At 72.0% G+C, this 22189-nt stretch carries 19 protein-coding genes; 14 read left to right on the top strand and 5 right to left on the bottom strand.

Features of this window, described 5'->3' with window-relative positions:
- Positions 1–127: 127 nt before the first annotated feature.
- The 5 genes from IO29_RS23970 to IO29_RS23950 all read left to right on the top strand — a co-directional run bounded on the left by IO29_RS23970 (position 128) and on the right by IO29_RS23950 (position 7452).
- Complete coding sequence (locus IO29_RS23970; protein WP_030381637.1) at positions 128–886, top strand: NUDIX hydrolase; 759 nt, start codon at positions 128–130, stop codon at positions 884–886.
- Between the two features lie 99 nt (positions 887–985).
- Positions 986–3100, top strand: a complete 2115-nt coding sequence (locus tag IO29_RS23965; RefSeq protein ID WP_030381636.1) for an ABC transporter ATP-binding protein — start codon at positions 986–988, stop codon at positions 3098–3100.
- Between the two features lie 161 nt (positions 3101–3261).
- Positions 3262–4149, top strand: coding sequence for a FadR/GntR family transcriptional regulator (locus IO29_RS23960; RefSeq protein ID WP_030381635.1), 888 nt, complete (start codon positions 3262–3264; stop codon positions 4147–4149).
- A gap of 777 nt (positions 4150–4926) precedes the next feature.
- Positions 4927–6468: an RNA polymerase sigma factor gene (locus IO29_RS23955; RefSeq protein ID WP_030381634.1), complete on the top strand. Its 1542-nt coding sequence runs from the start codon at positions 4927–4929 to the stop codon at positions 6466–6468.
- A gap of 171 nt (positions 6469–6639) precedes the next feature.
- On the top strand, positions 6640–7452 hold the full coding sequence (locus IO29_RS23950; protein ID WP_030381633.1) for a serine protease: 813 nt from the start codon (positions 6640–6642) through the stop codon (positions 7450–7452).
- A 104-nt stretch (positions 7453–7556) separates the two neighbouring features.
- Here the strand turns inward: IO29_RS23950 and IO29_RS23945 are convergent, their stop codons facing one another.
- Positions 7557–7787: a DUF7455 domain-containing protein gene (locus IO29_RS23945; protein WP_030381632.1), complete on the bottom strand. Its 231-nt coding sequence runs from the start codon at positions 7785–7787 to the stop codon at positions 7557–7559.
- A gap of 444 nt (positions 7788–8231) precedes the next feature.
- On the opposite strand from IO29_RS23945, the gene IO29_RS23940 reads away from it, so the two are divergent.
- The 6 genes from IO29_RS23940 to IO29_RS23915 all read left to right on the top strand — a co-directional run bounded on the left by IO29_RS23940 (position 8232) and on the right by IO29_RS23915 (position 15185).
- A complete protein-coding gene (locus tag IO29_RS23940; RefSeq protein WP_030381631.1) occupies positions 8232–10355 on the top strand; it encodes a DNA gyrase/topoisomerase IV subunit B in 2124 nt (707 codons plus the stop codon).
- Between the two features lie 263 nt (positions 10356–10618).
- On the top strand, positions 10619–11143 hold the full coding sequence (locus IO29_RS23935; RefSeq protein ID WP_030381630.1) for a hypothetical protein: 525 nt from the start codon (positions 10619–10621) through the stop codon (positions 11141–11143).
- Positions 11140–12291, top strand: coding sequence for a sensor histidine kinase (locus tag IO29_RS23930; protein WP_030381629.1), 1152 nt, complete (start codon positions 11140–11142; stop codon positions 12289–12291). The genes IO29_RS23935 and IO29_RS23930 overlap by 4 nt, the downstream gene beginning before the upstream one ends.
- Complete coding sequence (locus tag IO29_RS23925; RefSeq protein WP_030381628.1) at positions 12288–12968, top strand: response regulator transcription factor; 681 nt, start codon at positions 12288–12290, stop codon at positions 12966–12968. Before IO29_RS23930 ends, IO29_RS23925 begins: the two co-directional genes overlap by 4 nt.
- 70 nt (positions 12969–13038) lie before the next feature.
- A complete protein-coding gene (locus IO29_RS23920) occupies positions 13039–13596 on the top strand; it encodes a DUF485 domain-containing protein (RefSeq protein ID WP_030381627.1) in 558 nt (185 codons plus the stop codon).
- Entirely contained in the window at positions 13593–15185 is a 1593-nt protein-coding gene (locus IO29_RS23915) for a solute symporter family protein (protein ID WP_030381626.1), read from the top strand. Before IO29_RS23920 ends, IO29_RS23915 begins: the two co-directional genes overlap by 4 nt.
- A gap of 33 nt (positions 15186–15218) precedes the next feature.
- On the opposite strand, the gene IO29_RS23910 is transcribed toward IO29_RS23915, so the two are convergent.
- On the bottom strand, positions 15219–15911 hold the full coding sequence (locus IO29_RS23910; RefSeq protein WP_030381625.1) for a response regulator: 693 nt from the start codon (positions 15909–15911) through the stop codon (positions 15219–15221).
- A gap of 160 nt (positions 15912–16071) precedes the next feature.
- Here IO29_RS23910 and IO29_RS23905 point away from each other — a divergent pair, with 160 nt between their 5' ends.
- The 3 genes from IO29_RS23905 to IO29_RS23895 all read left to right on the top strand — a co-directional run bounded on the left by IO29_RS23905 (position 16072) and on the right by IO29_RS23895 (position 18894).
- Complete coding sequence (locus tag IO29_RS23905) at positions 16072–16887, top strand: ABC transporter ATP-binding protein (protein ID WP_030381624.1); 816 nt, start codon at positions 16072–16074, stop codon at positions 16885–16887.
- Positions 16877–17752, top strand: a complete 876-nt coding sequence (locus tag IO29_RS23900; RefSeq protein ID WP_030381623.1) for an ABC transporter permease — start codon at positions 16877–16879, stop codon at positions 17750–17752. The genes IO29_RS23905 and IO29_RS23900 overlap by 11 nt, the downstream gene beginning before the upstream one ends.
- A gap of 74 nt (positions 17753–17826) precedes the next feature.
- A complete protein-coding gene (locus IO29_RS23895; protein ID WP_030381622.1) occupies positions 17827–18894 on the top strand; it encodes an ABC transporter substrate-binding protein in 1068 nt (355 codons plus the stop codon).
- 4 nt (positions 18895–18898) lie between these two features.
- Here the strand turns inward: IO29_RS23895 and IO29_RS23890 are convergent, their stop codons facing one another.
- The 3 genes from IO29_RS23890 to IO29_RS23880 all read right to left on the bottom strand — a co-directional run bounded on the left by IO29_RS23890 (position 18899) and on the right by IO29_RS23880 (position 22108).
- A complete protein-coding gene (locus IO29_RS23890) occupies positions 18899–20554 on the bottom strand; it encodes a sensor histidine kinase (protein ID WP_033226347.1) in 1656 nt (551 codons plus the stop codon).
- Between the two features lie 77 nt (positions 20555–20631).
- A complete protein-coding gene (locus IO29_RS23885; RefSeq protein WP_030381620.1) occupies positions 20632–21609 on the bottom strand; it encodes a sucrase ferredoxin in 978 nt (325 codons plus the stop codon).
- A 262-nt stretch (positions 21610–21871) separates the two neighbouring features.
- Positions 21872–22108 (bottom strand): hypothetical protein, encoded by a 237-nt coding sequence (locus IO29_RS23880; protein ID WP_030381619.1) that lies wholly within the window; start codon positions 22106–22108, stop codon positions 21872–21874.
- Positions 22109–22189: the final 81 nt, after the last annotated feature.

Below are 22189 nucleotides of genomic sequence, written 5' to 3'. Positions count from 1 at the left end.
CCGTACGGACACCAGAACGGGCGGTACGGACGCCAGAGCGGACAGAGGCCCACCGGTTGTCGCAGAGACCGTCGGAGCGACCGGCGAAGGGAGTGTTTATCGTCAGGCAGACGACTATGATCACCGCATGCCCTACGACCCGTCAGCCTTCCCGCCCTTCGCCGTCACCGTGGACCTGGTCGTGCTGACCGTGCGCCGCCACTCCCTGTGCGCACTGGCGGTCCGCAGGGGGGAGCCACCCTTCCAGGGCCGCTGGGCGCTCCCCGGCGGGTTCGTACGGGACGACGAAGACCTGGCGCAGGCGGCGGCGCGCGAGCTGGCCGAGGAGACCGGGCTCCAGGCCCACGACCCGTCCGCACCCGCCCAGGACAACGGGGCGCACCTGGAACAGCTCGCCACCTACGGTGACCCCGGCCGAGACCCCCGGATGAGGGTCGTCAGCGTCGCCCACCTCGCGCTCGCCCCCGATCTCCCGGCCCCGCGCCCGGGCGGCGACGCTCACAGCGCCCGCTGGGCCTCCGTCGAGGACCTGCTGCGGCAGGGCGGCTACGGCAGGGACGGCGAGCAGGCCGCACCGCTCGCCTTCGACCATGCGCGGATCCTCGCCGACGGTGTGGAGCGCGCCCGCTCCAAGATCGAGTACTCCTCGCTGGCGACCGCGTTCTGCCCCCCGGAATTCACCGTCGGGGAACTGCGCCGCGTCTACGAGGCGGTGTGGGGCGTGGCCCTCGACCCGCGCAACTTCCACCGCAAGGTCACCGGCACACCGGGCTTCCTCGTCCCGACCGGCGGCACGACGACCCGTCAGGGCGGCAGGCCCGCCCAGCTCTTCCGGGCCGGCGGCGCCACCCTGCTCAACCCGCCCATGCTGCGGCCGGAGGCCTGACGCTCCCTCAGGCGGACGTCGGCGGACCACGGGTGATCCGGGCTGCGGCGCAACCCATACATCCCGACAAAACAGACAAATAGCGCTATCTTGCTTCGGGTGATCCAGGTGCTCGGGCTCTCCAGCCACCCCCGCAAGGACCTTCCGCCCGCTGTCGACGACGTTTCCTTCGAGGCGTGCGCCGGCCGTGTCACGGCCCTCCTCGGGGCGCCGGGCGCGGGCCGCACGACCGTGCTCCGGCTCATGCTCGAACTCCAACCCGGCCTCGGCGTCGCCCGCTTCAAGGGACGCCCGCTGCACGAGATCCCCCACCCGGCACGAGAGGTCGGCACCCTCCTCGGCGACGTTCCCGGTCACCCCGCGCGCACCGTCCGCGGCCACCTCCGCATGCTGTGCGCGGCCACCGGCCTCCCCGCCCGCCGCGCCGACGAACTCCTGGAAGCGGTCGGCCTGGTCAGCCTGCGCGAGGAACGCCTCAGCAGCCTCTCGCACGGCCTCGACCGGCGCCTCGGCCTCGCCTGCGCCCTGCTCCCCGACCCCCACACCCTCGTCCTGGACGAACCCGCCGCGGGTCTGTCCGGCCGCGAGGGCCGCTGGCTGCACGGCGTGCTGCGGGCCCACGCGGAACGGGGCGGCACCGTCCTGTTCACCACGGGCGACTCCAAGGAGGCCGCACGGAACGCCGACCGGGTCGTCGCGATGAACGAGGGCAGGGTCGTCGCCGACCTGCCCGCGGCCGACTTCGCCCGTACCCGGCTGCGCCCGCGCGTCGCCGTCCGCAGTCCGCACGCCGCCCGGCTCGCGGCACTGCTCACCAAGGAGGCGCGTACCGACCGGCGCTCCCTGGAGGTGGTGCGGGAGGAGGCCAACCGGCTGTCGGTGTACGGCAGCACCTGCGCCGACGTCGGAGAGACCGCCTTCCGGCACGGCATCCTCGTCCACCAACTCGCCGACGAGGTCGGGGACATGGGCTGCTCCTCCGCGCCTGCGGCAGAGCGTGCGGAACGGCCCGCCCCGGCGCGGTCCGGCGGGACGCGGCCCGACGTCACACGGACCGTGCCGGCACGGTCCGCGCCCGAGGCGCACGTCCCGGAGGCGCACGCCCCGGAGGCGTCCGGCGCGGAGGCATCCGGCGCGGAGGCGTCCGAACCCTCCGGCCGCCGAACGCCCGACCGGGTAACATCCAGCCGGCCGACCCCCAGCCCGTCAACGCCTGACCGACCCGTGCCCGCTCCGACGGTGCCCGGCCCGGGAGCGTCCGGCTCGGCCGTACGGCGGCCCCCCGTCGTGAGGGGCCCGGGCGGGCAGGGTCCTGGCGTACCGGTCCGCGGCACGCGGGGGCCGCACGCGCGGCAACCCGGCGAAACGGGCCCGCGCGCGCACGCCCAGAACCCCGCGGCGCGCTCCACCGCCGTGCTGCCCGGCTTCATCCACGTCCGCCCCGCCCCCAGCCCGCTCCAGCCCCTGCGGTACGAGCTGCGGCGCGCCGCCGGGGTGGGCACCGGCTACTTCACGACCGCCGCCGTCCTGCTCACCTCCGCCCTCATCGCCGTACTGCTCGCCCATACCGGTCACACCCCGCAGCACCGTCTGCTGGCGGCCTGGCCGCAGCAGATCCCGCTGCCGCCCGCCGCGCTCGGCGCCGGGCTGCTCGGCGCGATCGCCTTCGGCGACGAGTTCCGCCACCCCGCCCTGGCCGCGGACCGCGGGACCGTCCCACGCCGTCTGGGACTGCTCACCGCGAAACTCCTCGTCTCCGGGGCCACCGCGCTGCTCATCGCCTTCCTCGCGCTCGGCTGCGACCTCGAAGTGCTCTACCTCGTCTACGGACAGGAGCTCACCAGGGTTCCCGGCAACTGGCTCTCGCTCGGCGCGGGCTGGTTCGCGCTCGTCGTGGGCTGCGCCTGGGCGGGCGTGCTCGCCGCCGGCCTCTTCCGTTCGACGACCGCCGGGCTCGCCGCGGTACTGGCTGTCCCCGTCGCCGTCGTCCCCCTCGTGCAACACGTGTTCGGCGCCCCGTCCGTCCGGGCAGCGGCCGGAATCACCGGACGGCTGCGTGAGCTGACCCTCCCGCAGTGGCCCTTCGGCGGCGAGCGGTACGTCGCGGCCCTGGCCCGGCTGGTCGCCCAACCCGTCGGTGGAGCACTGACGTTGTCGCTCGGCGCGCTGCTCTGCGCCTACGTGTGCACGACCCTGCGCACGAGGGCACGGTGACGACGGTCCGCAACCGTCCGTCCAGCCATGCCCACAACTCCCAGAAACGCGCCCATTTCTTTCCGATAAGGCGTCAATTGCGACGGAGTGAGCGATCACCCTTTCGTGTGCTTTTCACCAAAGCCCTCAAGGCAGTTGAGAACAGCGCCGACAAAGGATCCGTGACTACCCTTGCGCAGACCATGATGACCGCCGCCCGCTCCGCCGACTCCGGCCTGACCGGACCGGGCGAACTCGACCGCTATCCCTACGCCGAGACCCCCGCCGTCGAGCGCGTCGGCGCCCCCGTCTGGGAGACCCCCGATGTGGAGCTCGGCCGGGTCGGCCGCCGCGCCGCCGGCAGCCGGGGCCGCGGGCTGCACGGCCAACTCGTCCAGCAGTTGGGACAGATGATCGTCTCCGGCGACCTGGGGGCGGACCGTCCGCTGGTTCCCGAGGAGATCGGCCAGCGGTTCGAGGTCTCCCGCACCGTCGTCCGTGAATCGCTTCGCGTCCTGGAGGCCAAGGGCCTGGTCAGCGCGCGGCCGAACGTGGGCACGCGGGTGCGTCCGGTGAGCGACTGGAACCTTCTCGACCCGGACATCATCGAGTGGCGGGCCTTCGGCCCCCAGCGGGACGACCAGCGGCGCGAGCTCAGCGAACTGCGCTGGACGATCGAGCCGCTGGCCGCCCGGCTCGCCGCCGGGCACGGCCGGGAGGACGTCCAGCAGCGGCTCGGGGACATGGTCGAGATCATGGGCCACGCCATGGCGCAGGGGGACTCGCTGACCTTCGCGCGCGCCGACGCCGAGTTCCACACGCTGCTCATCCAGGTGGCCGGGAACCGCATGCTCGAACACCTCTCCGGCATCGTCTCCGCCGCCCTGCACGTCTCCGGTGGTCCGGTCACCGGGTGCGACCGCCCGAACGACGCCTCGCTGACCCAGCACGCGCGGATCGTCGACGCCCTCGCCGAGGGGGATGGAGCGGCCGCCGAGGTGGCCATGCGCCAGCTGCTCACGATCCACCCCGAGGTCGAGCGCGTGGTGCCCGCCCCGCGCGAGCACTGACCGCGCGCCGGGAGTGGCGCGGGCAGCGCGGGCGACGGCAGAGAGCGAGAGGACCGGGCGAGGCGGCACGGCGACGGGGGTCGTGCCGCCCGGACCCGCCCGTCGACCCGCGAGTCCTGCGGCTGCGCGAGCCCGGCATCCCGCGAGCCCTGCGGCCCGCGACCTCCGGAGCCTCGTGCTCTCGGCATCCGAAGCCTCGTGCTCTCGGCATCCGAAGCCTCGTGCTCTCGGCATCCGAAGCCTGGGGCCTCCCGGTAGCCGGATCCCGCCCGGTATCTCGGCGGACCCGGCCCGCCGGGCCCCGCCCGCCGCGTTCCGCTCGCCCGGCGGTGCCCGCCGTACGGCACCGCACCGCGCCGACCGGCGCACGCCGACGCGAGCGCGGCGCCGCAGCGGCCGGCGACCGCGGCGTCCCACCGGTCGGTGACCGCCGTAGTGCCGGTCCCACCGGTCGGTGACCGTCGTCGTACCGGTCCGGCCCGAGCGGGCAGCAGTACCGAATCCGACCGTAGATGATCCGTTCTGATCGGATACCTCACTCTTTGAGTGGTTACGCGGTGTGACCCGGGCCACGCGGATTGGGCGTAACGCTCCTCGGAACTGCGCGATGACCTAAGAGGTGACAGCCGAGGAGGGAATACGGGCGCCGCATCCGGCGCTGTGTCTCTTCCCGGCGCCCGCCCGCGCCGTCGGCCCATCCCCAAGTCGGCGGTCGTCGGCTCCAGTCCGTCGTGGACGGAGCCGGAAGCCGTTTTCCAACGTTCCGAGAGGTTGTTCGTGTCGGCCAGCACATCCCGTACGCTCCCGCCGGAGATCGCCGAGTCCGTCTCTGTCATGGCGCTCATCGAGCGGGGAAAGGCTGAGGGGCAGATCGCCGGCGACGATGTGCGTCGGGCCTTCGAAGCTGACCAGATTCCGGCCACTCAGTGGAAGAACGTACTGCGCAGCCTCAACCAGATCCTCGAGGAAGAGGGTGTGACGCTGATGGTCAGTGCCGCGGAGCCCAAGCGCACCCGCAAGAGCGTCGCAGCGAAGAGTCCGGCCAAGCGCACCGCCACCAAGACGGTCGCGGCGAAGCCGGTGACCACGAAGAAGGCCGCCGCCCCCGCCGCTCCCGTCGCCCCGGAGGTGCCCGCCGCCGCTCCGGCCGAGGACGACGCGCCCGCCAAGAAGGCGGCGGCGAAGAAGACGACGGCCAAGAAGGCGGCGGCGAAGAAGACCGCGACCAAGAAGACGGCTGCCAAGAAGACGACGTCCAAGAAGGACGATGCCGAGCTGGTCGAGGAGGAGACGCTCGAGGACGCCCCCAACAAGGGCGGCGACGAGCCCGAGGGCACCGAGAGCGCCGGTTTCGTCCTCTCCGACGAGGACGAGGACGACGCCCCCGCCCAGCAGGTGGCCGCGGCCGGCGCCACCGCCGACCCGGTCAAGGACTACCTCAAGCAGATCGGCAAGGTCCCCCTGCTCAACGCGGAGCAGGAGGTCGAGCTCGCCAAGCGCATCGAGGCCGGTCTGTTCGCCGAGGACAAACTGGCGAGTGCCGACAAGCTGGCCCCCAAGCTCAAGCGCGAGCTGGAGATCATCGCCGAGGACGGCCGCCGCGCCAAGAACCACCTCCTGGAGGCCAACCTCCGTCTGGTGGTCTCCCTGGCCAAGCGCTACACCGGCCGCGGCATGCTCTTCCTGGACCTCATCCAGGAGGGAAACCTCGGTCTGATCCGCGCGGTCGAGAAGTTCGACTACACCAAGGGCTACAAGTTCTCCACGTACGCCACGTGGTGGATCCGTCAGGCGATCACCCGTGCCATGGCCGACCAGGCCCGCACCATCCGTATCCCGGTGCACATGGTCGAGGTCATCAACAAGCTCGCGCGCGTGCAGCGCCAGATGCTCCAGGACCTGGGCCGCGAGCCCACCCCGGAGGAGCTGGCCAAGGAACTCGACATGACCCCCGAGAAGGTCATCGAGGTCCAGAAGTACGGCCGCGAGCCCATCTCCCTGCACACCCCGCTCGGCGAGGACGGCGACAGCGAGTTCGGTGACCTCATCGAGGACTCCGAGGCGGTCGTGCCGGCCGACGCGGTCAGCTTCACGCTCCTCCAGGAGCAGCTGCACTCCGTCCTCGACACGCTCTCCGAGCGCGAGGCGGGCGTCGTGTCCATGCGCTTCGGCCTCACCGACGGCCAGCCGAAGACGCTGGACGAGATCGGCAAGGTGTACGGGGTCACCCGTGAGCGCATCCGCCAGATCGAGTCCAAGACGATGTCGAAGCTGCGCCACCCGTCCCGCTCCCAGGTCCTGCGCGACTACCTCGACTGACCGGGGCACCAGCACGCTCGAGGGCCCGGCTCCCGTTCTGGGGGCCGGGCCCTTCGCGTGCCGCCGGTCGAGGGGCGCTCACGACGTGTGGACGGCCGCTCTGCGTGTGCGCGCGAGAGGCAGGTGGATCACTCTGGGTGTTCCATGACCACCTCTGAGTGAGGAGTGCGCATGCGTCGTCCCTTTGTCCGGGCCCTGGCCCTCGGGGCCGCAGCGGCCGTGATACCACTGGCCGCGCCCGCCACCGCCACCGCCGACAGCGTCGTGATCGGTGGCCATCCCGTCGATGTCTCCCAGAGCCCCTGGACGGTCGCCCTGTCCAGCCGTGACCGGTTCGGGGGAAGCAGGGCGGGACACTTCTGCGGAGGGGTCGTGGTCGCCCGCACGGCCGTTCTCACCGCCGCGCACTGCCTGGAGCGGGACGTTCTGGGTTCACCGCGCGCCCGCGACTTCAAGGTCATCGCGGGCCGTACCGATCTGCTGTCCACACAGGGCGAGGAGGTCGCCGTCCGCGGCGTGTGGGTCAATCCGGGGTACGACAGCGACACCAACGCCGGTGACTTCGGCCTGCTCACGCTCGCGTCGCCGCTCCCCGAGAACTCGGTCATCAGGATGGCGGGCGCCGACGACCCCGCCTACACGCCGGGCGAGCAGGCCACGGTGTACGGCTGGGGGGACACCACGGGGGCCGGTGCCTATCCGCGCGACCTGAGGGCCGCCCCCGTGCACGTCCTGTCCGACGAGGCGTGCGGGGCGGCCTATCCGGGCAGCCGGGACGGCACCTATCTGGCCGGCTCGATGCTGTGCGCCGGGGAGACGGGCGGGGGCCGGGACGCCTGCCAGGGGGACAGCGGCGGCCCGCTGGTGGCGCGGGGGCGCCTGATCGGCCTGGTGTCCTGGGGAAACGGCTGCGGGCAGCCGGAGAGCCCCGGTGTCTACACGCGCGTCGCGGACGTCGTACGCACGCTCAGCGCCGGACGCTGAGTACCGCCCTCGGAACACGCGTACGGGCGGCCGCCCCCGGTGTGGGGGCGGCCGCCCGTTTCGCCGGCCTGGTGCCGGCACTCGCTCGTCGTCGACGCGAAGTGTCAGCGCTCCTCTTCGGAAGCAGCGGCCGGAGCGGACGTCAGGCGCTGCGTCTCGTCCTGTATCTCAGCGGCGATCTTCTTGAGTTCCGGCTCGAACTTGCGACCGTGGTGGGCGCAGAAGAGCAGTTCTCCACCGCTCAGGAGGACCACGCGTACGTAGGCCTGGGCGCCGCAACGGTCGCAGCGGTCGGCCGCCGTCAGCGGGGTCGCGGGGGTCAGAACAGTAGTCACGTCGCCTCTTCTCTAGCTCGACGAGCTGTCGTACCAGGGTCAACATCCAACCAGGCCGAAAACGTTCCCGCTCGCGGCGCTTTCCTCGGAAAAATCTCTCCGGGGCCGGCTGTCTGCTGCCGGTTGGCGGCGAATGTGCCGTAGTGCGTTTCTCTGTGTCGTACGGTTTCGCGCTGTCTGTCAGGGGTGTCGGTCCTCCCGGCCGGCTTGCCGGTGTTCATGAGGACGTGCCCGGAGCCTAAATGGTTCATGCCCCGAAGGGAACGTGATATGTACTTCACTCCATCGAGGGATCGAACGCCCGTGCGAGCCTGAACTAGTCTGGGTCCGGGGGGAGGGTGGCGTGACAACGGCTCTACCTGGGCTCGGTACGCTCGGACCCGCGACGAAGCCCCGCCCTTACCCTCAAGGGCCACATCCGAAATTCAGCGAGGAGCGAACCGCGTGACCGCCGAGACGTCCGTGCCGTCCACAGCGCTTCTGACCGGAGCAGACCGGGACGGTTCCAACTACACCGCGCGGCACCTCCTCGTCCTCGAGGGTCTCGAGGCCGTACGCAAGCGCCCCGGTATGTACATCGGGTCCACCGACAGCCGCGGTCTGATGCACTGCCTGTGGGAGATCATCGACAACTCCGTCGACGAGGCCCTGGGGGGCCACTGCGACCACATCGACGTCGTCCTGCACGACGACGGCTCGGTCGAGGTCCGCGACAACGGCCGCGGCATCCCGGTCGACGTCGAGCCGAAGACCGGCCTGTCCGGCGTCGAGGTCGTGATGACCAAGCTGCACGCGGGCGGCAAGTTCGGCGGCGGCTCCTACGCGGCCTCCGGCGGTCTGCACGGCGTCGGCGCCTCCGTGGTCAACGCCCTCTCCGCCCGGCTCGACGTCGAGGTCGACCGGAACGGCCACACCCACGCCGTCAGCTTCCGGCGCGGAGTTCCCGGCGCCTTCGCCGGGGCGGGGCCGGACGCCAAGTTCGAGGCCGGCGGGGGGCTGCGCAAGGCCAAGAAGATCCCCAAGTCGCGCCTCGGCACGCGGGTGCGCTACTGGGCCGACCGCCAGATCTTCCTCAAGGACGCCAAGCTCTCCCTGGAGACGCTGCACCAGCGCGCCCGGCAGACCGCGTTCCTCGTCCCCGGCCTGACGATCGTCGTGCGCGACGAGTACGGGCTCGGCGAGGGCGGCAGCAAGGGTGAGGAGTCGTTCCGCTACGACGGCGGCATCAGCGAGTTCTGCGAGTACCTGGCCTCCGACCGGCCGGTCTGCGACGTGCTCCGCTTCAGCGGACAGGGCACCTTCAAGGAGACCGTCCCCGTCCTGGACGACGACGGGCAGATGACGCCCACCGACGTGGTACGCGAGTTGGGCGTCGACGTGGCGCTGCGCTGGGGCACCGGCTACGACGCCACGGTCAGGTCCTTCGTCAACATCATCGCCACCCCCAAGGGCGGCACCCATGTCGCCGGCTTCGAGCAGGCCGTCGCCCGGACCTTCAACGAGGTCCTGCGCGCCAAGAAGCTGCTGCGTGTCGCCGAGGACGACATCGTCAAGGACGACGCCCTGGAGGGGCTGACCGCGGTCGTCACCGTCCGGCTGGCCGAGCCCCAGTTCGAGGGGCAGACCAAGGAGGTCCTCGGCACGTCCGCGGCCCGCCGTATCGTCGCCAACGTCGTCTCCAAGGAACTCAAGGCGTTCCTCACCTCCACCAAGCGGGACGCCGCCGCGCAGGCCCGCGTGGTCATGGAGAAGGCCGTCGCCGCGGCCCGGACACGGATCGCCGCGCGCCAGCACAAGGACGCGCAGCGCCGCAAGACCGCGCTGGAGTCCTCGTCCCTGCCGGCCAAGCTGGCCGACTGCCGCAGTGACGACGTCGACCGCAGCGAGCTGTTCATCGTCGAGGGCGACTCCGCGCTGGGTACGGCCAAGCTCGCCCGGAACTCCGAGTTCCAGGCGCTGCTGCCGATCCGCGGCAAGATCCTCAACGTGCAGAAGTCGTCCGTGACCGACATGCTGAAGAACGCCGAGTGCGGGGCGATCATCCAGGTCATAGGGGCGGGGTCCGGGCGGACCTTCGACATCGACACGGCGCGGTACGGCAAGATCATCATGATGACCGACGCCGACGTGGACGGTTCGCACATCCGTACGTTGCTGCTCACGCTGTTCCACCGGTACATGCGGCCCATGGTCGAGGCGGGGCGGGTGTTCGCGGCGGTGCCGCCGCTGCACCGGATCGAGCTGGTCCAGCCGAAGAAGGGGCAGGACAAGTACGTGTACACGTACTCGGACCGTGAGCTGCGGGACAGGCTGCTGGAGTTCCAGAGCAAGAACATCCGGTACAAGGACTCCATCCAGCGGTACAAGGGGCTCGGCGAGATGGACGCCGACCAGCTGGCCGAGACGACGATGGACCCGCGGCACCGGACGCTGCGACGGATCAACCTCACCGACCTGGAGGCGGCGGAGACGGTGTTCGACCTGCTGATGGGCAACGACGTGGCGCCGCGGAAGGAGTTCATCTCGAGTTCGGCGGCTACGTTGGATCGGTCGCGCATTGATGCGTGAGCGCTGCCGCTGGGCTGGGCTGAGGGGGCGGTGACGCGCCGGCCACTGCCGGCCGACACAGCCCCGTGCCCCCTCGCGGGCGTACGCGGTCGACAGGTGCTTGGTGGTGCGCCGCCTTCGGGCTGGCTCCACCCGTGGGTGGAGGTGAGATTCCACCTTGGCTCCACCCCTGCTCCGATTCGCTGGTCTGCGGTTTTCCGTAGCGTCGTGGACGTGAACGGCGGTCGTCGTTCCGTCCGCTTCTCTCGCTCACGGAGGCCGGGATGTCCGGGGTCGTCGATGTTCTGCTGATCGCCGCCGCTGTGGTGCTGGTGGTCGTGCGCCAGTTCCGTACGCGTCGAGTGGACACGGATCGGCGCTGGTGGATCGTGCCGGGTGTCCTCGCTGTGCTCGCGGTGCGTGAGCCGGGGCTCGTCGACGCGCACCATCGTGTGGGATCCGTGGCGCTGCTCGTGGCCGAGTTGCTCATAGGTCTGGCCGTGGGGGCCGGCTGGGCGTGGACCTCGCGGGTGTGGGTGGAGCCGGACGGGGGTGTGTGGAGCAGCAGCACCGCGGCGGGGGTGGTGGTGTGGGGTTCCGGCATAGCCCTGCGGGCCGGGCTCTTCGGGGTCGGTGCGGCGCTGGGTATTCATCAGGACAGTTCGGCTCTGGTGCTGGCACTGGCGGCGACTCTGCTGGTCCGCTCGGGGATCCTGGTCTTGAGGGCGCGGACGGTGGCGCCGGAGGGCGGTCGTGGCGCGGTGGCCGGTGGGGCCCTTGGCCGGTCCGGGTGGAAGGAGCCCGTGTGACGGAGAACGTATGGACGCGCTGGCCCACCCGCGAGGCGCTCATGCTGAGCGCCTCCTCCCGGCCCCGGCGGGCACTCGGCCGGACGGTGAGAGTGCTGGTCTTCGCCATGCTGCTGTGGGGCGCGTTCCGCGACGCTCCCGTGCGGGGGTGGGAACTGGGCGGGGCGGTCGGGGGCGTGTTCGTGGCGGCTGTGGCCGCCTGGGCGCTGTACCGCACGACCCTCGCGCACCGGCTGGTGCCGTCGCTGGCCCTGCTTGCGCTTCTCCTGGCGATGGCGGTCGCCGGTGGGGCCGCGGGGCTGACCGTGCCGGCGCTGGTGATCTGGTGCGGCTGTGCCGTGACGGCGCTGGAGCGGCTGCCCCTGGTGGCGGCTCTGCCGGTCGCCTCGCTCGCCCTGTCGGCGTACGCGGTGGTCAATGACGACGCGTGGCTGACCACGGTGGCGACGACCGCCGGGCTCGCGCTCGCCGGGTATGTGCTGCGGCTGGACGCCGAGGCGCGGGGGCAGTCGCAGCGGCTGCTCGCGCAGGAGCGGGCGGCGCGGGCGGCGGAGGCGGAGTCGGCGGCGCTGGCGGAGCGGGCGCGGATAGCCCGGGAGATCCACGACGTGCTGGCGCACAGCCTCTCGGCCCAGCTGGTGCATCTGGAGGCGGCCCGGTTGCTGATCGAGAGGGGGGCCGAGCGGGAGCGTGTGCTGGAGCGGGTCGTGGCCGCGCGAGGGATGGCCCGGGAGGGGCTCGCGGAGACCCGGCAGGCGCTGTCCGCGCTGCGCGGTGAGGTGTCCCCGGTGGAGGAGTTCCTGACCGAGCTCGTCACCGCGGCGGACGGTGCCGATGTCACCGTTGCGGGGGAACGGCGGCCGCTGACGGCCGAGGCGTCGCAGGCGGTGCGCAGGGTCGCCCAGGAAGCCCTCACCAACGTCCGCAAGCACGCTCCCGGCGCCAGGGTGCACCTGCGGCTGGAGTACGCGGAGCGGCAGGTGACGCTGGACGTACGGGACACCGGGGGGCCGCCGGGCGAACTCAGCGGCACGGGCGGGGGATACGGTCTGCTGGGCATGCGGGAGCGGGCCGAGCTGCTGGGCGGTTCGCTGGACGCGGGGCCGGGTGAGGAGGGATTCGTGGTGACGCTGAAGGTGCCGGTATGACGCGGGAGGAGGACGGGGAACCGGTGCGGGTCGTCGTCGCGGACGATCAGACGGTGGTGCGCGAGGGCATCGTGATGCTGCTCGGACTGCTGCCGGGACTGGAGGTCGTGGGCGCGGCCGGTGACGGGGACGAGGCCGTGCGCCTCGTCGGGGAACTGGCGCCGGACGTGGTGCTGATGGACCTGCGCATGCCCCGCTGCGACGGGGTGGAGGCGACCAGGCGCATCCGGGCCGAGTACCCGGGCACCCAGGTCGTCGTGCTGACCACCTTCGGGGACGACGAGTCGCTGTTCCCGGCGCTCCGGGCCGGTGCCCGGGGCTATCTGACCAAGGACGCGGGAGGTGACGAGATTCTGCGGGCGGTGCGGAGCGTGGTCGACGGGCAGGCCGGCCTGGCCCCGAGCATCCAACGGCGGCTGCTGGAACGGCTGGACGAGCCGGAGGCGGCGGTGACGTCTCCCGAGGAGGCGCCGGACGGGCTCACCGTGCGGGAGGCGGAGGTGCTGGTGCTGATCGCGGAGGGGCTCGGCAACCAGGAGATCGCCCGGCGGCTCCATGTCTCCACCGCGACGGTGAAGACGCACATCAACAACATGTTCGCCAAGACCGGACTCAAGGACCGTGCGCAGGCGGTGCGTTACGCCTTTCGGAAGGGGTTGGTGCGATCTGTCGAGTGAGTCACCTGATGGGGTGAAGAGCTGAGGGAAGAAGAGTCGGGGAACCTCCTGGTCTGTCCATCCTTGGGCCATGCAGTCACGCAACGGCCGTCCACGCGCCAACAAAAGTGGCGCCGAGAGCCCCCCGGAGCGCCACGACCCCCATGGCCCGGTGACGCCGGATGCGGAGCGCGGGCCGGACGCCGGGTACGACGACCCCTGGTACGACGCCCTCGCCGCCGGCTGGGGGGAGACGGACGGTACGGGCCTTGCCTCGCCGGCGGTTCCGGCGCCGCGGCGGGAGCGTGAGCGGGAGGCGGCCGAGGTCTATCTGGAGGTGCGGTCCAGCGCCGCGTTCCAGGAAGTGCGCGGTCGGTACCGCGGGTTCGTGATTCCGGGGGCGGTCGTCTTCCTCGCCTGGTACGTGGGCTATGTGGTGACGGCGACGACGGCGCCGGGGTTGATGGCGCGGCCGGTGGCGGGCGTGGTGAACGTGGCGATGCTGGCGGGGCTCGGACAGTTCCTCAGCACCTTCCTGCTCACCTGGGCCTATGCGCGGCACGCCCGGTTGCGCCGGGACCGGGCGGCGCTCGATCTGCGCTGGACCACACAGGAGTTGACGCGGAACAGCGGGGGCGGCCGGCGGTGACGGGGCATCATCAGGCGTTGGCGCTGGCACTGTTCAGCGGGTTCGTGGCGGTGACGTTGGCGATCACGACATGGGTCAGCCGGAACCGGCACGGCTCGGCGGAGGAGTTCTACGCGGGCGGGCGGCTGTTCTCGCCGATGGAGAATGGTTTTGCCCTCGCGGGCGACTATCTGTCCGCCGCGTCCTTCCTGGGCGTCACCGGACTCATCGCGCTGTTCGGGTACGACGGGCTGCTCTATGTGGTGGGCTTCCTGGTCGCCTGGCTGGTGGTGCTGTTCTTCGTCGCCGAACTGGTGCGCAACTGCGGGCGGTTCACGCTGGCGGACGTCCTGGCGGCGCGCATGCGGGAGCGGCCGGTGCGCATCGCCGCGGGGACGTCGTCGGTGACGGTCTCGGTGCTGTACCTCGTGGCGCAGATGGTGGGAGCGGGCAGCCTGGTGGCGCTGCTGCTCGGCGGCACCGGCGAGGCGGCGCGGTCCTGGACGGTGATCGGGGTCGGCGCGCTCATGGTGGTCTATGTGTCGTTCGGCGGCATGCGGGCCACCACGTGGATCCAGATCGTCAAGTCGGTGCTGATGCTCGGCGGGACGGTCGTGCTGACTGTGCTGGTGCTGGTCAGGTTCCACGGGAACGTCGACGGCCTGCTGCGCACCGCCATGGACCGCAGCGGACACGGGGCGGCCTTCCTCGCGCCCGGGCTGAAGTACGGGGGCGGCTGGACCGCGCGGGCGGACTTCGTCAGTCTCGGTCTGGCGCTGGTCCTGGGCACGGCGGGGCTGCCGCACATCCTGTCGCGCTTCTACACCGTGCCGACGGCGCGGGCCGCACGCCGCTCGGTGGTGTGGTCGGTGGGGCTGATCGGCGGCTTCTACCTGATGACGATCGTGCTCGGCTTCGGGGCGGCGGCGCTGGTCGGGCCCGAGGCGCTGCGGAGCTCCAACGCGGCCGGGAACACGGCGGTGCCGCTGCTCGCGCTCGATCTGGGCGGCGGCCCGGACACCACCGGGGGGACGGTCCTGTTCGCGGTGGTCGCCGCCGTCGCCTTCGCCACGATCCTCGCGGTGGTCGCCGGCATCACCCTGGCCTCGTCGGCCTCCGTGGCCCACGACCTGTACGCGGCCCTGCGCAGGCCCGGGGGACGGCAGCGCGGGGAGGTCGGCGTGGCGCGGGTCGCTGCCGTCGGGATCGGTGTCGTCGCGATCGCGCTCGGGCTGCTCGCCCGCGATCTCAACGTGGCCTTCCTCGTGGGCCTCGCCTTCGCGGTCTCCGCCTCCGCCAACCTCCCGGTGCTGATGTACACGCTGTTCTGGCGCGGCTTCACCACGCGCGGCGCGGTCTGGGCGGTCTACGGCGGCCTGGTCCCCGCGCTGCTCCTGGTGGTGCTCTCCCCGGTGGTCTCCGGCAGCCCCGACTCGCTGTTCCCCGGCGTCGATGTGCAGTACTTCCCGCTGCGCAACCCCGGGATCGTCTCCATTCCGCTCGGTTTCCTGGCCGGCTGGCTCGGCACGGTGATCTCCGCGGAGCCCCCCGACGAGGCCAAGCACGCCGAGACCGAGGTGCGCTCGCTCACCGGCGCCGGCGCGGTGTGAAGGCGCGGGGCGCCAGGCCGCCCCCCTACGGCCTTACGGTGCCACCCAGGCGTACCGGTGCTCCGGGCGCCCGGTGTCGCCGTACTTCAGGGACAGGCTCAGCCGGCCCGCCTGCTCCAGGTGGCGCAGATAGCGCTGGGCGGTGGAGCGGCTGAGGCCCGTCTCGGCGGCCACCTCGTGGGCCGACAGCGGATGCTCGGCCCGGTGCAGTACGGCGCAGATGAGGTCGGTGGTCGGCTCCGAATGGCCGCTGGGCAGCCCCGGGGCGGACGGCGCCGGCCCGGTCCGCAGTGCGCCGAAGATCCGGTCCACCTGCTCCTGCCCCGCCGGCCCGTGCCCGCCGACCCGCTCCACCGTGCGGCGCAGGGCGGCGTAGGACTCCAGGCGGGCCCGCAGCGCGGCGAAGGTGAACGGCTTCACCAGGTAGTGCAGGGCACCGAGTCGCATGGCCGCCCGCACGGTGGCGACGTCGCCGGCCGCCGTGATCATGATGACGTCGGTGCCGTGGCCGCACTCGCGCATGCTGTGCACCAGCTCAAGACCCGTACGGTCGGGCAGGTAGTGGTCGAGCAGCACCAGGTCGACGGGGGAGCGCGCCACGGCGGCCAGTGCCTGCGCGGCACTGTGTGCGTGGGCGGAGACCCGGAAGCCGGGAACCTTCGCCACGTACTTGGCGTTGATCTCGGCGACGCGGAAGTCGTCGTCCACCACCAGGACGTCAATCATCGGGCCTCTCCTTCAAGGCCGACGGGCGCGGTACCCGTTGTTTTCGGCCTCCTGGTTGTAGCGCGAGCAAAACGAGCACAACAGGCTGTTGCAGGCAAAAGAACGTTCAGGTCGCAGAAGACTGCTGCCGTGGCCCCCGTCACCCCTACGGTCCTCGGCCATGAGCGCAGACATCAGCCCCGCCATCGAACTGCGGGGCGCCGGCAAGACCTTCAAGACCCCGTCGGGGGGACTGCACACCGCCGTCCGGGGGCTGGACCTCACCATCGGGCAGGGTGAGTTCGTGGCCGTCGTCGGCCCCACCGGCTGCGGCAAGTCGACCACGCTGACCCTCGTCAGCGGGCTGGAGGAGCCCACCGAGGGCGAGGTCCTCGTCTCCGGCCGGCCGGTGCGCGGGGTCGGCGACAAGGTCGGCTTCGTCTTCCAGCAGGACGCCACCTTCCCCTGGCGCACGGTCCTGTCCAATGTCATGGCGGGCCCCCGCTTCCGGGGCGTGTCCAAGGCGGAGGCGCGGGAGAAGGCGCGCGCCTGGCTGGCCAGGGTCGGCCTCGGCGCCTTCGAGGACCGCTATCCGCACCAGCTCTCCGGCGGCCAGCGCAAGCGCGTCGCCCTTGCCGCGACCTTCGTCAACGACCCCGAGATCCTGCTCATGGACGAGCCGTTCTCCGCGCTCGACGTGCAGACCAGGGCGCTGATGTCGGACGAGTTGCTGGAGCTGTGGGGCGGCACCCGGGCCTCCGTCGTCTTCGTCACCCACGACCTGGAGGAGTCCATCGCCCTGGCCGACAAGGTCGTCGTCATGACGGCGGGTCCCGCCACCGTGAAGCAGGTCTTCGACATCGACCTGCCGAGGCCCCGCAAGGTCGAGGAGGTGCGCCTGGAGCCGCGGTTCATCGAGATCTACCGCGAGATCTGGGAGTCCCTCGGCGAAGAGGTCCGCATCACCCGCGAGAGGGGTGTCGCCGATGTCGCCTGAGATCCTTCCCGAGACCGCGGTCGCCGTGGCGGCGGCCGAGAAGACCGTCTCCGACCGTTCGCCGGCACGCGCGCGTGCCGCGCGCAGACGCAGACTGGTCGTCACCGCCGCCCGCGTCCTGGTCCTCGTCGTCGTCCTCGGCCTGTGGGAGCTGCTCTCCCGCGCCGAGGTCATCGATCCGTTCAACTTCTCGATGCCGTCGAAGATCTGGGACCAGATCTGGACCTGGATCACCCACGGCACGGCGCTCGGCTCGCTGGGCGAGCAGATCTGGTACACGCTCCAGGAGGCGCTGCTCGGCTGGGTGTTCGGCGTCGTCGCGGGTGTCGTCCTCGGCATCGCCCTGGGCCGGATCACGTTTCTCGCCGACATCCTCGGCCCCTACATCAAGGTGCTGAACTCGATCCCCAGGATCGTCCTCGCGCCGATCTTCGTCATCTGGTTCGGGCTCGGGCCGGCCTCCAAGATCGCCTCGGCCGTGGTCCTCGTCTTCTTCCCGGTCTTCTTCAACGCCTTCCAGGGCGCCCGCGAGGTCGACCGCAATCTGGTCGCCAACGCCCGCATCCTCGGGGCGAGCGACCGCCGGGTGACCTTCCAGGTGGTCATCCCGTCGGCCACCTCCTGGATCTTCACCAGCCTCCACGTCAGCTTCGGCTTCGCCCTCATCGGCGCCATCGTCGGCGAGTACATCGGCGCCACCAAGGGCATCGGCCTGCTCGTCGCGCAGTCCCAGGGCACGTTCAACGCGGCCGGCGTGTACGCCGCCATGGTCATCCTCGCCGCGGTCGCGCTCGTCGCCGAGGGGCTGCTCACGTTCGCCGAGCGCCGCATCTTCCGCTGGAAGCCGTCGGAGAGCGGCCGCTGACCGGCCCACGAGACCCCGGCCCCCGTCGGGCCCCGCCCATCGCCCCGCACCACCCCTCCAGAAGGACGTGAACCATGCGCACCCCGAGGACCGCCAGATACGCCGCCCTGGCCACCGCCGCCCTGCTCGCCCTCACCTCGCTCACCGCCTGCGCCGACGACGCCTCCAGCACGGCCTCCTCCGGCTCCGGCAGCGGGGGCGACGGCAAGGGCGTCAAGGTCAAGATCATGGTCGGCGGCCTGGACAAGGTCATCTACCTGCCCGCGATGCTCACCCAGCGGCTCGGCTACTTCGACGCCGAGGGCTTGGACGTCGAACTGCTGAGCGAGCCGGCCGGTGTGCAGGCCGAGACCGCGCTCGTCTCGGGACAGGTCCAGGGCGCCGTCGGCTTCTACGACCACACCCTCGACCTCCAGACCAAGGGCAAGCACGTGGAGTCCGTCGTGCAGTTCTCCCAGGCGCCCGGCGAGGTGGAGGTCGTCTCCAAGAAGCACGCCGACGACATCACCTCGCCGGGGGACTTCAAGGGCCGCAAGCTCGGCATCACCGGCCTCGGCTCCTCGACCGACTTCCTCAGCAAGTACCTCGCGGTCAAGAACGGCGTGCGGGTGAGCGAGTTCAGCCCCGTCGCCGTCGGCGCGGGCCCCACGTTCATCTCCGCCCTGCAAAAGGGTTCCATCGACGCCGGGATGACCACGGACCCGACCGTCGCGCAGATCCTGCGCAAGGACCTCGGCAAGGTGCTCATCGACATGCGCACCCCCGAGGGCTCCCAGGAGGCGCTCGGCGGCCCCTACCCGTCGTCGAGCCTCTACATGCAGACGGAGTGGGCCAACAGCCACAAGGACACCGTCCAGAAGCTGGCCAACGCCTTCGTGAAGACGCTCAGGTGGATGTCCACGCACAGCGCGACGCAGATCGCGGACAAGATGCCCGCCGACTACTCCCAGGGCGACAAGAAGCTGTACGCGGGCGCCATCAAGAGCACGCTGCCGATGTTCACCAAGGACGGCGTGATGCCCTCGGACGGACCGGCCACCGTGGAGCGGGTCCTCAAGGCGTTCAATCCCAACATCAAGAACGCGACGATCGACCTGAGCAAGACGTACACCACGGAGTTCGTGAAGAAGGCCACCGGCTGAGCGGTCACCCCCGGTCGCCGTCGGCGGCCGGCCCGGTGTCCCGCGGCGGCTCCTCGGAGAGCGCCTCCGGCAGCACGACCGTGAACTCTGCGCCGCCGCCGTCCGCCTCGCCCACACGGACGCTCCCGCCCTGCCGCTCGGCGAGCCGGTGCACCAGGGAGAGGCCGATCCCGCGCTTGCCGTGGGCCGGCGGCTGCTTGGTGGACCATCCGTCGGTGAAGATCAGCTCCCGCCGGTCCGCCGGGATGCCCGGGCCGGTGTCGCGCACCACGAGGACCGCCGTTCGCCCCTCGGCGCGCAGTTCGACCTCCACGCGCGCGTGCCGCGTGCCGCCGACGGCGTCCAGGGCGTTGTCCACCAGGTTGCCCAGAACGGTGACCAGCCCCCTGGGGTCGATCAGCCGGTCCGGCAGCAGCGTCCCGTCGGAGACCCACAGGGCCACCCCGCGCTCGGCGGCGACGGTCGCCTTGCCGACCAGGAGGGCCGCCAGCAGCGGGTCCTGGACCTTCTCGGTCACCTGCTCCGCCGTGACCCGGTGATCCCCGACGACCTCTCCGACGAACTCCACCGCGTCCTCGTACATCTCCAGTTCGAGCAGCCCCAGGAGGGTGTGCATCCGGTTGGCGTGCTCGTGGTCCTGGGCGCGCAGTGCGTCGATGAGGCCGCGCGTGGAGTCCAGCTCGCGCCCGATCCGCTCCAGCTCGGTGCGGTCGCGCAGGGTGGCGACGGCGCCGCCGTCGTCGGTGGGCATCCGGTTGGCGACCAGCACCCGGTGCCCGCGCACCGTCAGCAGGTCGGTGCCGGTGACACGTCCGGCCAGCACGTCCGTGGTGCGCCCGGCGCCGAGCGCCTCGTCCAGGGGGCGGCCCACGGCCTCCTCGCCGATGCCCAGCAGCCGCTGCGCCTCGTCGTTGAGCAGCCGGACGCGTCCGGCGCGGTCCAGGGCGACGACGCCCTCCTTGATGCCGTGCAGCATCGCCTCGCGCTCCGAGAGCAGGGCGGAGATGTCGGAGAAGGCCAGGTCACGGGTCTGCCGCTGGACCCGCCGGGAGATCAGGTACGCCGCCAGCGCGCCGATCGCCAGGGCCGCGCCGGCGTACGCGAACAGCCCGGGTATCGCGTGCACGAGCTTGGCGCGGACGCTGTTGTACTCGATGCCCACCGAGACCGCGCCGATGATCCGGCCGTCCTCGTCGCGCAGCGGCACCTTGCCGCGGGCCGAGCGGCCCAGGGTGCCGCGGTCGATCCCCATGACCTCCTCGCCCGCCAGGGCCTTGCTGGGGTCGGTCGAGACGACGTCGCCGATCCGGCTCGGATCGGTGTGCGACCAGCGCACCCCGCGCAGGTTCATCACCACCACGTACTCCGCCCCACTGGCCCTGCGGATACGTTCCGCCTCCCGCTGGACCGGCCCGTCGGGCGTCGGCCGGGAGGTGCGGAACTCCTCGGCGATCCGCGGCTGGGCGGCGGTGGTCTGGGCGATCGCGAGGGCGCGGCGCATCGCCTGGTCGTCGAGCTGCTGCCCGAGCGGGGCGAGGAACAGCCCGGTCGCGAGCACGGCGACGCCCGCGGCGATCGTCACCTGCATCAGCAGGACCTGCGAGAACACACGCCGCGGCAGGCCGAGGCGCAGGCGTCGTACGGGAGTGCGGGGACTCATGGGCACGACGGTACGGGGCGCGTGCGCCGTGCCCCAGGGGGTGCGGCGGGGAACTCGTGGAGGCCGCCCGCGGCGGGTCAGTGCCGGCGTGTGCCCGCCGCCGTCGGGTGCAGTTCGCGTACGGCCGTCACGTCCATCCGGGCGGGGGAGCCGAGGACCGAGCCGCAGCTCTCCGGGCGGGGCGGCGAGGAAGCGCCCCGGACCACGGTGACCCGCCAGAGGCGGCCGTCCGCGTGCGCGACCGTGACCTCCCAGTGCGGCGCCGTGCCCTCGGTACGGGCCACGGTGAGCGCGTCCGCCGCGTGGACGCCGGTGTGCGCGCGGACGGCGAGCTCGGCGGCCTGCCCGGGCCGCTCCCAGGCCGAGCCGCCGCGGCAGCCCTCCAGCACGATCCGCCCCTCGCGCACGCCTCGGAGCGCCTCCTGGACCAGCGGCGCCGTCGCCCGCCCGTACGCGTAGCCGTACGGCAGGACGAGCACGGTGGGCGCGAAGCGGTGGCCGCCCAGGTGGGTGACTTCCCAGATGCCCGGCACACCGGCGGCGGCCAGTTCGGTGGCCAGAGGCCGGCCGAGGACGGCGCAGCACCGGTCGCGCTTGCCGTTGGTGCACACCAGGGCCAGCGGGTCGCCGGTGTGCGGGCGGCCGCCGAGGGCGCGGTCGAAGGTGTACGGGTCGCCCGCGCCGAGCGCCTCGAAGTCGAGGTCGAGCAGCTGTTCGGGGTCGGTGACGGTGGCGTCGTGCAGCCAGGAGAGGCCGGGGAGGGTATGGGCGGCGTACACCTGCCGTACGGGGAGTGCGGCTTCGTCCGCGCGGGCCGGTGCGCCCGGGTCCGGGTCGGCGTGCCGGCCGGGGCGGCGGATCAGGGCGAGGCGGACGCCGGTGTCCTTCGCGGCGGCCTCCAGGGCGCGGCCGAGGCGGGGGGCGAGCTGGCTCGACGTGAGGGCCTTGACGCCCCAGGGGCCGGGCTGTTCGAGGAGCAGCCAGGTCCGCGCGGGGGCGGCGGTGCCGGGCAGCGGCTCGGCGAGGGCCTGGGACGCGGTGGTGCACGTACTCACAGAGGTGAGCCTAACCTGAGTTCAGTGTGCGTGCCGGTCGGGGCTGCGCCCCTTGGCCCCCGGTTCGTGTTGCCTGCTGATTCGGGGGGTGCGGTTCGTTGGGGGGTGCGGGCTCGATGTGGCTTGTCGCGCAGTTCCCCGCGCCCCTGAGGGGGCTTCGGTGGTCGCGCCCGCGCGGCGGAGCCGCAGATCGGGACACAGCCCCGCGCCCCTGAGGGGGCTTCGGTGGTCGCGCCCGCGCGGCGGAGCCGCAGATCCTCGCTTACGTGTCCGGGATGTCGGCCTTCGCCCGGAGCAGCGTGTCGCGGGTGATGACCACGATGCGTTCGTAGGCCGCGCGGGACGCGTCCGGGGGGAGTTCGGCGTCGAGTTGCGCGGTTGCCTCGGTGCCGATGACGGCGAAGTTGCCGTCGCTCAGCTCGAAGATGTCGGGGCAGCTCTGGCCCGTCGCGCTGCCGCGCTCCCGGGGCGAGGCGCCGATGCGACGCACGATCTTCAAGTCCGTTCCTAGCCTGGTCGAAGGACGGGCCGCCACGGTGCCCGGGACGCCGTGCGACGGGGGAGCCGCACAAAGAGGCAG

The organism is Streptomyces sp. NRRL F-6676, assembly GCF_000725625.1.
Classification (GTDB): Bacteria; Actinomycetota; Actinomycetes; order Streptomycetales; family Streptomycetaceae; genus Streptomyces.
The sequence above is the reverse complement of the archived record's forward strand: the minus strand, read 5'-3'. Positions and strand labels throughout refer to the sequence as shown.

Bases quoted from the DNA above. Each gene is read 5' to 3' on its own strand.
- IO29_RS23900 (WP_030381623.1), top strand. From the start codon at position 16,877: ATGTCGCCTGAGATCCTTCCCGAGACCGCGGTCGCCGTGGCGGCGGCC.
- IO29_RS23970 (WP_030381637.1), top strand. From the start codon at position 128: ATGCCCTACGACCCGTCAGCCTTCCCGCCCTTCGCCGTCACCGTGGAC.
- IO29_RS23935 (WP_030381630.1), top strand. From the start codon at position 10,619: ATGTCCGGGGTCGTCGATGTTCTGCTGATCGCCGCCGCTGTGGTGCTG.
- IO29_RS23905 (WP_030381624.1), top strand. From the start codon at position 16,072: ATGAGCGCAGACATCAGCCCCGCCATCGAACTGCGGGGCGCCGGCAAG.
- IO29_RS23920 (WP_030381627.1), top strand. From the start codon at position 13,039: ATGCAGTCACGCAACGGCCGTCCACGCGCCAACAAAAGTGGCGCCGAG.
- IO29_RS23910 (WP_030381625.1), bottom strand. From the start codon at position 15,911: ATGATTGACGTCCTGGTGGTGGACGACGACTTCCGCGTCGCCGAGATC.
- IO29_RS23890 (WP_033226347.1), bottom strand. From the start codon at position 20,554: ATGAGTCCCCGCACTCCCGTACGACGCCTGCGCCTCGGCCTGCCGCGG.
- IO29_RS23950 (WP_030381633.1), top strand. From the start codon at position 6,640: ATGCGTCGTCCCTTTGTCCGGGCCCTGGCCCTCGGGGCCGCAGCGGCC.
- IO29_RS23895 (WP_030381622.1), top strand. From the start codon at position 17,827: ATGCGCACCCCGAGGACCGCCAGATACGCCGCCCTGGCCACCGCCGCC.
- IO29_RS23925 (WP_030381628.1), top strand. From the start codon at position 12,288: ATGACGCGGGAGGAGGACGGGGAACCGGTGCGGGTCGTCGTCGCGGAC.